Here is a 13,665-nt window from a genome sequence, read left to right as displayed (position 1 = left end):
CTCCGGGGTTGCCCGCCGTGGCCCGTGGCCATTCCGGGCGCGAGGTGTCTCCCGTCCGCCCGCCGTGGCCACTCCCGGGGCGCGGCGGGTTCGGGGTCAGTGCGCCCGCGCCCGACGTGTGCCCCGATAGGCGATGGCCACGAGCGTGAACACGGCCAGCACGGCGGCGCCGATGAGGACGGTGGGCGGCGAAAAGACCCCGGTGCACAGGGTGATGACGTACGGGGCGAGGAAGCCCAGGTATGCCAGCGTCCAGAAGTACGAGGTCAGCCGGGCCAGCCGGTGGCTCGGCGCGAGGGCGGCGACCTCGGTGAGGCCGTAGGCTACACAGAGGCCATAGCCCGCACCGAGCACCATCGACGCGATCAGGGCGACCACGGGCTGGGCCTGCGCCGCGGCGAACGCAGCGATCAGCAGTCCAAGGGCGACGGCGGCCAGCCCGATCGCGCCGGTGGCGAGGCGATGCCGGGCGGCGAGCGAACGTGCCAGCGGCGCCACAAGGATGCCGGCGCCGGGGGTGACCGCTGTGATCACACCGGCGTAAACGGTCTGCCAGCCCTTCAGATCGGCGTCGACCAGGCCGGGCAGCGTAGCGAAGGCCACTGTCGGGGCGATGAATACCCACGGAGCCACGGGAGCGACCAGCCGGCGGAACTCGGCCGCCGAGGCGCGCTGCTCCCGCCGTGCGACGGGCGCGGGAGCCGACGAGGCCGTGCCGGGGTGAGCCGGAGAGGATTCCGGGGCGCGGGCGGCGCAGAGTGCCGCGAGGGCGGAGAGGAACAGGTGCGGGAGGTAGGCGGTGACCATGGGGTGCGGCGCCCACTGGGCGATGAGGGAGGCGGCCAGGCCGCCGGTCGCGAAGCCGGCGGACAGGAACAGACCGGAACGGCGGGCCGCCACCCCCGGGTTGGGGGCGGTGCCGTACGGGGGCGAGGACAGCTCCTTGACCCACACGCTGCCCGCCGTCAGCAGGGCACCCGCACCGATGCCGGTCAAGAAGCGCCCGGGCCACAAGAAGGCGGAGGCGGCGGGGCCGATCATCAGCAGACAGGTGGCCAGAGCCGACGTGCCCAGTGCGAGAAAGACGACGGGGCGACGGCCCCGCCGGTCGGCGAGCGGGCCGCCCAACAGCAGACCTGGGATGAGCCCCAGCACGTAAATGCCGAACAGAGCGGTCGTACCGGCGGCGGTCAGGCCCAGCTCGCTGCGGTAGGAACCCAGCAGGGCGGAGAACTGGTTGGCGCTCCAGCCGGAGGCCGTCATCACCCAACCCGCGCTCAGCCAGTGCCGGGTTGGGAGTGTGGCTACGGGTGTGCGCGCGGGTGCCGGTGTGCCCGAGTCCGTCGGCGGGGTGGGGGCGGAAGCGGCAGATGTCGTCGTCGGGATGGCGTGCTTGCTCATGCCGACCGTTGTACGGGTCGGGCGGTGCCCGGCGCTGCCTCCGTTCAGGAATCCTGAATGCCCTCGTGACCAGCAGCAATGCGGTCGTATCGTGTCCCGTATGGATCTGCGGAAGCTGTCCTCCTTTCTGGCGGTGGTCGAGGAGGAGCACTACGGGCGGGCGGCCGCCCGGCTCTTCCTGTCGCCGGCAGCCGTCACCCTGCACGTACAACAGCTGGAGCGGGAGTTCGGCACCCGGCTACTGGACCGCGGCAACGGCCCTGTCGTGCCGACCATCGCCGGACGCAGACTGGCCTCCCATGCCCGCGCCCTGCTCGCTGCGGCGAATGCGGCCGTCGAGGACGTGACCGAGGCCGCCCTCGGTCCAACGGCGGGAGCCCGCACCTTGCGGGTGGGCATCATGGGCCACGGCTCGGCCGAGGTCACCCCGGCCGCCGTCAACGCCTTCCGCCGCGCTCGCCCTGAAGTGCCGGTGGAACTGGTCCAGTTGAACTTCACCGAACACCTCAGCGCGCTGCGCGAAGACCGCGTGGACGTGGCATTCGTCCGACCCGCCTTCGAAGCCGAGGACATCGAGGTGGACATCCTCACCGCGGAACAGCGGATCGTGGCGGTCCCAGCCCGTTCTCCCCTCGCCGACGCCGCCGGAACGGGTGTTCACGTGGGCGACGTCATCGATCTGCCCTTTCTACAGCTTCCCCGGCACACCCCTCGCGATTTCACCGACTACCTGTACTTTGAAACCGGCAAGCACCGTGCGCCCGATTACGCCCTCACCCCTCAGGACATCCTCACCAGCGTGGCGGCCGGCCGCGGCGCCGGCTCGGGTCTGAAATCCTTCGCCCGCTACTACCCGTGGCCCGGCACACGCTACGTACCGGTCCTGGACGCTCCTCGTGCGCACAGCGTCCTTGCCACCCGCGCCACCGACACCCATCCCGAAGTACGCATCTTTCGTGCCCTGACGGTGGCCTTGGCGCGCGAGATGAGCACTCTTGCGGAACGCCTCGACACCGGCACGCGCGAGCGGAAGTGATCCGACACTCGGGCCGGTTGCGGAGGGACTCGACGTCGCGGCGACGGGGAAAGGTGAACTCGTCCGCCGTGCGGCGGAGCAGCACCGCACCCCTGGAGCCGCTGTGAAGATCTTTGTCTCGTCCGACATGGAGGGCACCGCAGGCGTCGTGGACTGGTCGCAGTGCCGGCCCACGGAACCTGAGTACGCCTACTACCGGGGCCTGCTCCAGCAGGAGGTCAACGCCGCCATCGAGGGGGCGATGGAGGGCGGAGCGACCGAGTTCCTGGTCAACGACTCGCACTCGAAGATGGCGAACCTGCGCCCCGACACCCTGGCAGGCCGGGCGCGTTACCTGTCCGGCCGGCACAAACCCCTCTACATGATGCAGGGCCTGGACGCGTCGTTCGACGCCGTCTTCCTCGTCTCGTACCACGGCTCCATGGCGGGCGCGCCGGCAACCCTCTCGCACACCTACAACCCCCAGGCGATCAGCGAGGTGCGCCTCAACGGCGTCACCGCGGGCGAGAGCGGGATCAATGCGCTGGTGGCGCTGGGGCACGGAGTACCGGTGGTGCTGATCACCGGCGACGATACGACGGACGCCGAGATCAAGCCGTTCTGCCCGGGCATCCACAGCGCCGTGGTCAAGTCCTCGGTGTCCCGGTTCGCCGCGGACAGTCTGCACCCCAACGAAGCCTGCAAGCTGATCCGCCAAACCGCGCAAAAAGCTGTGCGCACCCTGCCGCAGGCCACCCCGCCGCACATCACGCTGCCGGCCACGCTCACCGTACGTTTCCGCAACCCCGACCTTGCCGAGATGGCAACCTGGATCAACGGCATCGAACGCGCCGACGCCGTAACCGTCCAGCTGACGGACGAGGACCCGATCCGGCTCTACCGCAGGTTCGTCACTGCGGTCCTGCTCACCCGGGGCATTGCGGAGTGAGGGAGTGGTGAGGTGGCTCTGCCGTGAGGGAGAGGTCGGTTGGGGGCTTGCACCGTGCGGAAGTGCGGTGCGTGCCGGGTGGTCACGCCCGGCCCGCCGCCAGGGCCATCAGGCGGGCGAGGACTTGGTCGCCGGAGGCGGAGAGGCCGTCGTGTTCCCATTCGTTGGTGACCCAGATCCGGGAAGCGCCGACGGTGCGGGCGGTTTCCAGGGACAGGCCCGCGTCCACGTACATGTCGTCGTGGTAGACGACCGCGGCGAGCGGGACCGTGTTCGAGGCGAGACGGGCGTGGTCGTACAGCGGGGGCCAGTCGGTGCGCTGGGCGAGGAGGTCGGCGGCCTGGGCGAAGGGGCGCAGGCCGCGGATGTCCTCAAACATCCAGGGGTAGATCATCTCGCCGGTGAGGAGGAGCGGGTCGGCGTCCTCGGTGAAGTCGGGGAAGGCGGGCAGGGCGCGGGAGGCTGCCCAGGCGGTGGGGCCGGCGCCTTGTCCGTAGAGGGTTTCCTGGAGGACGGCGAAGAGGGGGTTGTCGGTGAAGCCGGTCAGGGTCATGACCTGGTAGAGGAAGGTGTCGGTCAATGTGGTGTCGGTCGACGTGGTGTTGGTCGACCTGGGGTTGGTCGATGCGGCGTCGGGTGTGCCGTCTCCGTCTCCGGCGTTGGACAGGGCATCGTCCAGCAGCCAGTGCAGGCGCTCGAATCCGTCGCCCATGCCGAGTAGCAGGCCGAGGGTGCGCAGTCGGCGGACGGTGAGGCGGTCGCCGTCGGGCAGGCGTATGTCCTGTGTCGCGAGCAGGTCGGCGATGCGGCGCAGGCGCCGGGCGTCCTCCGGGTAGCGGGCGTAGAAGTCGCGGACCCGGTCGCCCACCCGCGGATAGGTGCGGACGTACACGTCGTCGGCGGTGGCGGACAGACCGGGCAGGCCGCCGGCGACGTAGCACGCCTTGAGTCCTTCCGGGGCCTGGGAGAGATAGGTGAGGGTGAGAAAGCCGCCGTAGCTCTGGCCGAGGGTCTCCCAGGGGGTGTCGCCGCACAGTTCGCGGCGGATCAGCTCGGCGTCCGCGACGATCGAGTCCGCTCTGAAGTGGGCGAGGTGGGCGGCGAGTTGGGACGGTTGACGGAAGCGGGCGGCCGATCTTGCGGTGACGGGGGTGGAACGGCCCGTTCCGCGCTGATCGAGGAGCAGGACGCGGTGCGTCTTCAGGGCGTGGGCCAGCCATCCCGGCGACGCGGCCGACGGGCGGGGGGACTTGCCGCCCGGGCCGCCCTGGAGATAGAGCAGCCACGGTAGTTCCTCTTCGGCGCGGGAGCGGTCGGCGACCTCGCGGGCGAAGACCTGGAGGGTTTCGCCGTCGGGGGTGGTGTGGTCGAGCGGGACCGTGAAGAGGTGATCGACGGTTGCGTAGGAGGGGTTCATATCGATGAGTTTGTGGTTGTTGGTGAGTTGGGGTAACTCTCATTTGGGCATAAGTTCACGTTATGCAGCATGTGGCCCCTGGTTCGTGATGTGGCCCCTCGTTCGTCATGTGCCCCGCCCTCCGTCATGCGCCCCGCCCTCCGTTACGTCCCCTCGACTCCGTCACGTCCCCCCTCGACTCCGTCACGTCCCCCCGACTCCGTCACGTGTCCCACCGTGCGGCCTACGAACGCGTGGGGCTCAGGGTGTACGTCCGCTCCGAGGTGAAGAAGTCCAGGGCGGCGCGGCCCTGTTCGCGTGGGCCGCGGCTGGATGCCTTGGTGCCGCCGAACGGCAGGTGGAAGTCGACGCCGGTGGACGGGGCGTTGACGCGGATCATGCCGGTGTCGAGGTGGTCGAGTCCGTGCAGGGCCTCGTCGAGCGATGCGGTGTGTACGGAGGTGACCAGGCCGTAGGGGACGGAGTTGGTGATCCGTACGGCCTCGTCCAGGCCGTCGGCGGTGAGCAGCACGGCGAGCGGGCCGAAGACCTCTTCGCGTCGCAGGACATGACCGAGGGGGACGTCCGTCACCAGCGCGGGGGTCACGTACCAGCCGTCGCTCCCGGTGGGTGCGGGGGCGGCGGCCACGTCGGGCAGTGCCCGCCGGGCTTCGATGACGCGATCGCGGGCCCGCTCGCTGATGACGGGGCCGCAGACGGTGGCTGGATCGGTGGGGTCGCCCACCGGGAGTGTCCGCAGGTGCTCGGCCAGCGCCTCGCGCAGCGGGCCGAGGGCCGCGCCCACCGCGATCACCCGGCTGGTGGCGGTGCACTTCTGACCCGCGTAGCCGGCGATCGCGGAGGCGATCTGCGCGGCGGCGGTGTCGATGTCCGCGTCGGGCAGGACGATCGCCGCATTGAGCCCGCCCATCTCGGCCTGTGCAGGGATGCCGCGTGCGGTGGTGGTACGGGTGACCAGCTGGCCGACGACGGTGGAGCCGGTGAAGGAGACGGCGTCGGCGGTCGAGACGACGGCGTTGCCCTCGGCGGCGCCTCCTGGCAGCACGGTGAACACCCCGCTGGGGACGGCATGTTGGATGATTTCGGCCAGGCGCTGTGCACACGCGGTGGCTTCCGGTGCCGGTTTGAGGACGACCGTGTTGCCGGTCGCCAGTGCCGGGGCGGCCTTCCAACTGGGGATCGCGAAGGGGAAGTTCCAGGGGGTGATGAGGCCGGCGACACCGTGCGGGCGGCGCCGGGTGAGCAGCAGTCCGGGTCCGGCGGCCGTTTCGTGGACGGCGCCGGTGGGCTCGTACGGGGCCTGGGCGTGGTACCGCCAGATCGCGGCGGTGCGCGCCACTTCGGCACGGGCTTCGGCGACCGGCTTGCCCACCTCGCGCACGGCGAGCGCGGTCAGTTCGTCCGCGGCCGCCTCGATACCGGCGGCGATGGCGCCCAGCGCGGCCGAGCGGGCCGCCGCGCCGCCCAGCAGCCAGCGGGGCTGGGCGGCGCGGGCGCGCTCGACGGCATTGAGGGCGGCCGGTGCGCCGGGGGCGGGTAGGTGGACGAGGATGTCGGACGGGTCGGCCGGATTGCGGGACACGACCGGGGGAGGGGTGTCATTCATGCCGTAACCTCGCTTCGCTCGGCCCCGCATTCGCGAGGCACACACCTCTCAGTGGCTCTCCCCCAGCCTCCGGCCGGGGGGACCCCCCTGCTGCGCTCACTCATAGAAGGAAACCTCCGGGGAAGGGGTCCTCGGGATCGAGGAAGTACTGGGCGGTGCCGGTGATCCAGGCGCGTCCGGTGATGCGGGGTACGACCGCGGGCACCCCGCCGACCTCGGTCTCCTCGGTCAGCCGGCCGGTGAACTGCGTACCGATGAAGGACTCGTTGACGAAGTCGCGGTGCAGCGGAAGGGCTCCGCGGGCATGCAGCTGCGCCATCCGCGCGCTGGTGCCGGTGCCGCACGGCGAGCGGTCGAACCAGCCCGGGTGGATGGCCATGGCATGCCGCGAGCGGTGTGCATCGGAGCCGGGGGCGGCGAGGTAGACGTGCTTGAGGCCGGTGATCTCGTGCTGGGTGGGGTGGACGGGCCGGTCGGACGAGGAGTTGACCGCGTCCATGACGGCGAGTCCCGCGGCGAGCAGGTCGTCCTTCCTGGCGCGGTCGTACGGCAGCCCCAGGGCGTCGAGTTCGACGAACGCGTAGAAGTTTCCGCCGAAGGCGAGGTCGTAGGGGACCGCGCCGTAGCCGGGCACCTTCACCGTGCGGTCCAGCGCGACACAGAAGGCGGGGATGTTGGTGAGGGTGGCGGACTTCGCCCGGCCGTCCTCGACGCGCACGTCGACGGCGACCAGCCCCGCGGGGGTGTCGAGGCGGACGGTGGTGACCGGCTCGGCGACGGGCACCATGCCGGTCTCGACGAGGACGGTGGCGACGCCGAGAGTGCCGTGGCCGCACATCGGCAGCACGCCGGAGACCTCGATGAAGAGGACGCCGTAGTCGGCATCGGGGCGGGTCGGGGGCTGGAGGATGGCGCCGCTCATGGCGGCGTGCCCGCGCGGCTCGTACATCAGCAGGGTGCGCAGAGGGTCCAGATGCTCGATGAAGTGGAGCCTGCGCTCCGCCATGGTGGCGCCGGGGATCACCCCGATGCCGCCGGTGATGACGCGGGTGGGCATGCCCTCGGTGTGGGAGTCGACGGAGTGGAAGACGTGTCGGGTGTGCATGGGGATCGGCACCCCTTTCTGCCTTGGTACGGGGCTTGTGCGAGAGAGAGGGAGTCCGGCCGGGGTCAGTGGTGTCCCGCGGCGACGGCCTTCTCGGTCGCCGCGCGTACCTCGGCGGCCATCGGGGAGGTCAGCGCCAGGCGCGGCGGCCGGGTGGGGCCGCCGGGACGGCCCGCGATGTCCATGGACGCCTTGATGGCCTGCACGAACTCCGTCTTGGAGTCCCAGCGGAGCAACGAGTGCAGGGATGCGTACAGGGGCAGGGCGGTCTCGATGTCCCGGGCGACGGCGGCGCGGTAGAGCGCGGCGCAGGTGGCGGGGAAGGCGTTGGAGTAGCCGCCGACCCAGCCGACGGCCCCGGCGAGCGCGAGTTCGAGGAGGACGTCGTCGGCGCCGATCAACAGGTCAAGTTCCGGGGCGAGTTCGGCGATCTCGTAGGCGCGGCGCACATCGCCGCTGAACTCCTTCACGGCCACGATCGCGCCCTCGTCGTGGAGGTCGGCGAGCAGGGTGGGGGTCAGATCGACCTTGGTGTCGTGGGGGTTGTTGTAGGCGATGACGGGCAGTCCGGTCCGGGCGGCCTCGGCGTAGTGGGCGCGTACGGCATGCTCATCGGCGCGGTAGGCGTTGGGCGGCAGCAGGAGAACGCTGCCGCAGCCTTCCTCGGCGGCCTGCTCGGCCCAGCGGCGGGAGGCGGCGCTGCCGTACGCGGCGATGCCCGGCATGACCCGCGCACCGTCGCCCGCCGCGGCGACGGCGGTGCGCACCACGCGGGCCCGCTCCTCGTCGGTGAGGGTCTGGTACTCGCCCAGGGAGCCGTTGGGTACGACGCCGTCGCAGCCGCTGTCGATCAGCCAGCGGACGTGGTCGCCGTAGGCGTCGAAGTCGACGGAGAGATCGTCGCGCAGCGGCAGGGCGGTGGCGACCATGATGCCGCGCCAGGGGCGGTCGGGGCTCCAGGTGGCGGGGGAGGTGGTGGTGAGGGAGGTGTCGGTCATGGAGAGGGATCCCTTCTGTCTTATGTGACATTGCATTAAGTCGGGGGAGGGGGAAGGGTGTGATCGGGTGGGGTGTCGTCTATCTCTCGGTCGGCTTCGGCTCGGCCGTACCGGGGGAGTTCGGTTCGTCGAGGGCGGCCAGCGCCCCCAGTCGGACGGGTACGGCCAGCGGCCGGCGCTCCGGGGACGGCTCCGGCTGCGCCCCCTGCGCCCTCCGCGGCCCCTGCGCCTGTGCGGCCAGGCAGGCCACGGCCGCCCCGCACATCCGGCCCTGGCACCAGCCCATGCCTGCACGGGTGAGGAGTTTGACGGTGCGGGCGTCCCGGGCGCCGTAGTCGGCGACCGCCTCGCGGATCCGGCCCGCGGTGACCTCCTCGCAACGGCATACCTCCGTCGCGTCGTCGAGCCACTGGGGCCAGCCGGGGCCGGGGGCGTGGACGGCGGCCATCGCGTCGGCGAACGCGCGCAGGCGTGCGCGGCGGCGCCGCAGCACACGGGGAGACCTCCGTCCCTCGCCGGCCACCGCCCGGCCACGCAGCCGGGCAGCGATTGCGAGACCGGCCAACTCGCCTTCTGTGAAGGCTAGTTGAAAGCCTCCGACGCCCCCGGTCTCGCCCGCGGCCCAGATGCCGGGTACCGAGGTCTCCTGGAGCGGACCGAGTTCGAGGGCGTGGGTTCCGTCCACCGTGCGCCGCGTGGTGCAGCCGAGTCCGACGGCCAGTTCGAGCTGCGGGACCAGGCCGTGACCGACCGCCAGCGCATCGCAGGCGATCCGGCGGCCGGACCCCCGTACCGGCCGCCACTGGCGGTCGAGCCGGGAGACCGTGACGGCCTCCACCCGGTCCGAGCCGTGCACCTGGGTCACCGCGCTTCGGGTCCGCAGCCGCACGCCGTGCCGCAGCAGCGCCGCGCCGTGGACCGCGGCCTCCGCCAGCTTGGCCGGTTGGGACAGCAGGGCGCCGGGCCGGCGGGCGTATCCGAGGTAGTCCGACGCCTCGACCACCGCGGGGACGCGGGCCCCGGCCGCGGCGAGCGATGCGGCGACGGCGAGCAGCAGCGGGCCGCTGCCCGCCACGACCACCCTCCTGCCCGGCAGGGCCAGAGCGGACTTCAGCATCGCCTGCGCGCCACCGGCGCCCACCACACCCGGCAGGGTCCAGCCGGGGAAGGGCAGTTGACGCTCGTATGCGCCGGTCGCCAGCAGTACCGCGCGGGCCCGTACCCGGCCCGGGCGGTCCTCGTCGCCGTTCGCACCGGTGAGGGCATGTACGTCCCACGATCCCGCCGCGTCCGGTGCCGCTACGACCGTCCAGACGTGGTGTCCTGCGAGATGGGTCACCTCGGCGGCGGCCAGGCGGCGGAGCAGGGCGGCGAAGGCGGGCCAGTTGTGGTGGAGGGCCTCGGGGCGCGTGGCGCCGAGGGCGGGGGAGGGGTGTCGGTAGTACTGGCCGCCGGGCTGCCCTGAGGCGTCCAGGAGGGCGACGGACAGGCCGAGTTCGGACGCGGTGACGGCGCCCGCGAGTCCCGCGGGGCCCGCGCCGATCACCGCGAGGTCGTACTCCGGCCCGCACTCGGCCCCGTACGCCGCGCCGTCGTCAGCCCTGCCTTCCGGCCCGTACTCCGCCCCGTCTTCCGGAGCAGCATCCGGAACGGCTTCCGGAGCGCTGTCCGCGCCGCCTCCCGGTGCCTCAGACGCCGAGTTCGGCATGGCCATGTCCCTCCTGGGTGGTGATCGCGTCGCCGGGCCGGGCCGGGAGCAGGCAGGCCCGGCGGTTGGGCCGGCCGTTGACCGTGGCCAGGCAGTCGTAACACTGGCCGATACCGCAGAACGCGCCGCGCGGACGGCCGCCTACGCGGGTGCTGCGCCAGGCCAGGATGCCCGCGGCCCAGAGTGCGGCGGCGACGGACTGGCCGGGCAGCGCGGTGACCGGCCGCCCGTCGAAGGTGATCTCGAATGCGTCGTCGGTCGCCGCGCCGACGAGCGCGGCGGGGCTGCGGTCACGCGCCATGGCGCGGCTCCCTTCGGGGCGGGGTGGCATCGGCCACCGGGGTGTCAGCACGCCGCACCGTCCCCGAACCGTTCGGGCCGGAACGGGCGGACGTCCAGGGGCGGTTCGTCGCCCGCTGCCAGTGCGGCGATGATCTGCCCGGTGGCCGGGGCGAGACCGATGCCCGCCCCTTCGTGGCCACAGGCGTGCAGCAGTCCCGGCCGGCGCGGGTCGTGGCCGATCGCGGGCAGGTGGTCGGGCAGGTAGGGGCGGAACCCGGCGTAGGTGCGCAGGGCCCGCACCGTGGCGAGTACCGGAAAGAGCCGCACGGCCTGGGCCGCGAGGCGGCGCAGCACCTCCACGGACAGGGTGCGGTCGAAGCCGACGCGTTCCCGGCTCGCGCCGATCAGGACCGGACCGGCCGGGGTGCCCTCGACGACGGCGGAGGTCTGGAGCGCCGCCGAGCCGCTGGCGACGTCGGCGACGTAGTCGGCCGAGTACACCTTGCGCCGCACCACGCGCGGCAGGGGCTCGGTGACCAGGACGAAGCCCCGCCGCGGACGCACCGGCAGCAATACGCCGGCGAGCCTGGCCAGTTCGCCGCCCCAGGCCCCCGCTGCGTTCACCACGCACGGGGCGTGCAGATCGCCGGAGGGCGTACGCACCCCCCGCACCCGACCGTCCGTCGCGGTGAGGATCCCGGTGACGGGTTCGCCGAGCCGCAGCCGCACCCGGCCGCCGGCCGCGCGCAGCAGATGGGCGGCGGCCAGCGCGGGCTGTACCTGGGCGTCCTGCGGATAGTGGACGCCGCCGGCGAGGCCGGGGGTCAGATGCGGCTCCAGGTCGCCGAGCCGGTCGCCCGGCACCGTTTCGGCCGTGACACCGGCCGCCGCCTGCCGCGCGGCGAACGTCCGCAGCGCGGCCAGGTCCTCCGTGCCGGAGGCGACGACGAGACCGCCCTTGGCCTCGTACTCGATCTCCCGCGGAAGCGCGTCGCTCAGCTCGTGCCACAACGACGTGGACAGCTGGGCCAGTTCGAGTTCGGGGCCGGGTCCCTTGTCGGAGACCAGGAGGTTGCCTTCGCCGGCGCCGGTGGTGCCGCCGGCGACCGGGCCGCGGTCGACCACGGTGACGTTCAGGCCGCGCCGGGCGGCGTAGTAGGCGCAGGCGGCGCCGATCACGCCCGCGCCGATGACGAGGAGATCCGAAGAGTGTCTCGTGGGCACGGCAGTAATATTTCACATTGCACCGACGGTGCCAAGGGATCGGCGCGCCGCGAGATCTCCGGGCCCGGATTTTCGGGGCGGGCCTCAACTCCCTTGTGTGCGGCCCCTTGTGCAGTGCAATTTCACATTACTATTTTACAGCTCGCGTTCCAGGCTCCTTGGCTCACTTTCCAGCCGCCCGCGGCTGTCCGACTGTTGACGGAGTGACCCCTGATGAACAAGCGCACGTCCACTGCCTTCGCCGTCTCGCTGGCGACGGCCCTCGCCCTCGGCGCGGCCGGCTGCTCCGGTACCAACTCCGCGGACGGCCGCGGCCGGAACCCCGCCCTCGCCCACCAGGGCGCGGCCATCGGCGGCACCCCGAAGCGGGGCGGCACCCTCACCGTCCTGTCCAACCAGGACTTCGACCACCTCGACCCGGCCCGCAACTGGGTCATGAACACCATGGACTTCGGCACCCGGCTGCTCTACCGCACCCTGGTGACGTACCAGGCCGCGCCCGGCACCAAGGGCGGCAGGCTGGTCCCCGACCTCGCCACCGATCTCGGCACCTCCTCGAACGGCGCCAAGACCTGGACCTTCCACCTGAAGAAGGGCGTCCGGTACGAGGACGGCACACCCGTCACCGCGCAGGACATCAAGTACAACGTCGAGCGGTCCTTCTCGCCCGACCTGCCCGGCGGCTCCGACTACGCGGCCCGCTATCTCGCCGGCGCCGACGGCTACAAGGGCCCGGCCGACGGCAAGCACCTCGACTCCATCAAGACGCCCGACGACCGCACCCTGGTCTTCGAACTCCGCAAGCCGTTCGCCGAGTTCCCCAACGCCACGGTCATGCCGACGTTCGCGCCGGTCCCCCAGAAGCGGGACACCGGACCGCGCTACGACAACCGGCCGTTCTCCTCGGGCCCGTACAAAATCGCGTCGTACGAGCGGGGCACCCGGCTCGTCCTGGTCCGCAACCCGCACTGGGACCCCAGGACCGATGCGGTGCGCAAGGCGTACCCGGACCGGCTGGTCGTGGTGATGGGGCTCAAGCCCAACCAGATCGACGACCGGATGATCGCCGACCAGGGCGCGGATGCCTCCGCCGTCCCGTGGTACGCGCTGCGCCCGGAAAGCGCCGCCAAGGTCCTGTCGAACGCCGAGGCCAGGCGGCGGCTGCTCGCCGAGTCGATGAACTGCACGGACATGGTCCAGATGGACACCGGGCGGGCGCCGTTCGACAACGTGACGGTGCGTCAGGCAGTGCAGTACGCCCTCGACAAGGACGCGATCCTGACCGCGTCCGGCGGACCGGCCTTCAACGACCCGTCCACCGCGTACATGCCCGCCGCGCTCTTCGGCGGCAGACAACCCGACACCCTCAAGATCCCCGCCACCGGAGCCCCCGCCAAGGCCCGTCGGCTGCTCAAGGAGGCGGGCAAGCCCGACGGCTTCGCCACCGAGATCACCGTCTCCTCCGGCGACAAGGGCCGCGCCGAAGCCATCCAGGAGTCCCTGGCCAAGGTGGGCATCAAGGTCACCATCAACACCGTCGACCCCTCGGCGTTCTACGCCACCATCGGGGACACCAAGAACCGCACGCCCCTGGTCTACACCGGCTGGTGCCCCGACTACGCCTCCGGCTCGACCTTCCTCCCCTTCGTCTTCGACGGCCGCTACATCAAGGAGAAGGGCAACACCGGAAACCACTCCCTCTTCCGCGACCGGCCGACCATGCGGCGGATGGACGAGATCGCCGCGATGACGGACGCCCGGCGGGCCAACGAGGCGTGGCAGCGGCTCGACGGCGAGATCCTCGCCAAGGCACCCGCCGTCCCGGTCCTGGTGCGCCGCTGGCCTCTCGTGGTCGGCGGCAACATCGCCGGCGCCTACGGCCAGACCTCCTACGGCGGCCAGCTCGACTACGCCACCGTAGGTCTCAAGGACCCCTCCAAGAGCCAGAGTTGAAGGGAAG

At 71.9% G+C, this 13,665-nt stretch carries 11 protein-coding genes; 3 read left to right on the top strand and 8 right to left on the bottom strand.

Translation table 11 applies throughout. The annotated features are described in order from the left end of the window. Positions 1-96: 96 nt before the first annotated feature. A complete protein-coding gene (locus SNA_RS25960; RefSeq protein ID WP_078970199.1) occupies positions 97-1,401 on the bottom strand; it encodes an MFS transporter in 1,305 nt (434 codons plus the stop codon). Between the two features lie 100 nt (positions 1,402-1,501). Here SNA_RS25960 and SNA_RS25955 point away from each other — a divergent pair, with 100 nt between their 5' ends. Together SNA_RS25955 and SNA_RS25950 are read left to right on the top strand one after the other, a co-directional pair. Continuing rightward, positions 1,502-2,437: a LysR family transcriptional regulator gene (locus SNA_RS25955; RefSeq protein ID WP_044366978.1), complete on the top strand. Its 936-nt coding sequence runs from the start codon at positions 1,502-1,504 to the stop codon at positions 2,435-2,437. A 103-nt stretch (positions 2,438-2,540) separates the two neighbouring features. Next, the gene (locus SNA_RS25950) at positions 2,541-3,365 is read left to right on the top strand and encodes a M55 family metallopeptidase (RefSeq protein WP_030066081.1); all 825 of its coding nucleotides are present in this window, start codon (positions 2,541-2,543) and stop codon (positions 3,363-3,365) included. Between the two features lie 82 nt (positions 3,366-3,447). Here the strand turns inward: SNA_RS25950 and SNA_RS25945 are convergent, their stop codons facing one another. The 7 genes from SNA_RS25945 to SNA_RS25915 form a co-directional block, all read right to left on the bottom strand. Then, complete coding sequence (locus SNA_RS25945; RefSeq protein WP_030066082.1) at positions 3,448-4,782, bottom strand: alpha/beta fold hydrolase; 1,335 nt, start codon at positions 4,780-4,782, stop codon at positions 3,448-3,450. 223 nt (positions 4,783-5,005) lie between these two features. Then, positions 5,006-6,388 (bottom strand): aldehyde dehydrogenase family protein, encoded by a 1,383-nt coding sequence (locus tag SNA_RS25940; RefSeq protein ID WP_044366976.1) that lies wholly within the window; start codon positions 6,386-6,388, stop codon positions 5,006-5,008. Positions 6,389-6,488: 100 nt separating this feature from the next. After that, the gene (locus SNA_RS25935; RefSeq protein ID WP_030066084.1) at positions 6,489-7,493 is read right to left on the bottom strand and encodes a proline racemase family protein; all 1,005 of its coding nucleotides are present in this window, start codon (positions 7,491-7,493) and stop codon (positions 6,489-6,491) included. Between the two features lie 65 nt (positions 7,494-7,558). After that, complete coding sequence (locus tag SNA_RS25930; protein WP_044366974.1) at positions 7,559-8,491, bottom strand: dihydrodipicolinate synthase family protein; 933 nt, start codon at positions 8,489-8,491, stop codon at positions 7,559-7,561. Between the two features lie 79 nt (positions 8,492-8,570). Then, entirely contained in the window at positions 8,571-10,205 is a 1,635-nt protein-coding gene (locus SNA_RS25925) for an NAD(P)/FAD-dependent oxidoreductase (protein ID WP_241779840.1), read from the bottom strand. Continuing rightward, positions 10,180-10,500, bottom strand: coding sequence for a (2Fe-2S)-binding protein (locus SNA_RS25920; RefSeq protein ID WP_030066089.1), 321 nt, complete (start codon positions 10,498-10,500; stop codon positions 10,180-10,182). Before SNA_RS25920 ends, SNA_RS25925 begins: the two co-directional genes overlap by 26 nt. Before the next feature lie 44 nt (positions 10,501-10,544). Beyond that, entirely contained in the window at positions 10,545-11,705 is a 1,161-nt protein-coding gene (locus SNA_RS25915; protein WP_030066090.1) for an NAD(P)/FAD-dependent oxidoreductase, read from the bottom strand. Positions 11,706-11,918: 213 nt separating this feature from the next. Between SNA_RS25915 and SNA_RS25910 the strand changes: the two genes are divergently transcribed. After that, the gene (locus tag SNA_RS25910; protein WP_030066091.1) at positions 11,919-13,658 is read left to right on the top strand and encodes an ABC transporter substrate-binding protein; all 1,740 of its coding nucleotides are present in this window, start codon (positions 11,919-11,921) and stop codon (positions 13,656-13,658) included. Positions 13,659-13,665 lie beyond the last annotated feature (7 nt).

The organism is Streptomyces natalensis ATCC 27448, from assembly GCF_000935125.1.
GTDB classification, from domain to species: Bacteria; Actinomycetota; Actinomycetes; order Streptomycetales; family Streptomycetaceae; genus Streptomyces; species Streptomyces natalensis.
The sequence above is the reverse complement of the archived record's forward strand: the minus strand, read 5'-3'. Positions and strand labels throughout refer to the sequence as shown.

Bases quoted from the DNA above. Each gene is read 5' to 3' on its own strand.
- SNA_RS25930 (WP_044366974.1), bottom strand. From the start codon at position 8,491: ATGACCGACACCTCCCTCACCACCACCTCCCCCGCCACCTGGAGCCCC.
- SNA_RS25945 (WP_030066082.1), bottom strand. From the start codon at position 4,782: ATGAACCCCTCCTACGCAACCGTCGATCACCTCTTCACGGTCCCGCTC.
- SNA_RS25960 (WP_078970199.1), bottom strand. From the start codon at position 1,401: ATGAGCAAGCACGCCATCCCGACGACGACATCTGCCGCTTCCGCCCCC.
- SNA_RS25910 (WP_030066091.1), top strand. From the start codon at position 11,919: ATGAACAAGCGCACGTCCACTGCCTTCGCCGTCTCGCTGGCGACGGCC.
- SNA_RS25935 (WP_030066084.1), bottom strand. From the start codon at position 7,493: ATGCACACCCGACACGTCTTCCACTCCGTCGACTCCCACACCGAGGGC.
- SNA_RS25955 (WP_044366978.1), top strand. From the start codon at position 1,502: ATGGATCTGCGGAAGCTGTCCTCCTTTCTGGCGGTGGTCGAGGAGGAG.
- SNA_RS25925 (WP_241779840.1), bottom strand. From the start codon at position 10,205: ATGGCCATGCCGAACTCGGCGTCTGAGGCACCGGGAGGCGGCGCGGAC.
- SNA_RS25940 (WP_044366976.1), bottom strand. From the start codon at position 6,388: ATGAATGACACCCCTCCCCCGGTCGTGTCCCGCAATCCGGCCGACCCG.
- SNA_RS25920 (WP_030066089.1), bottom strand. From the start codon at position 10,500: ATGGCGCGTGACCGCAGCCCCGCCGCGCTCGTCGGCGCGGCGACCGAC.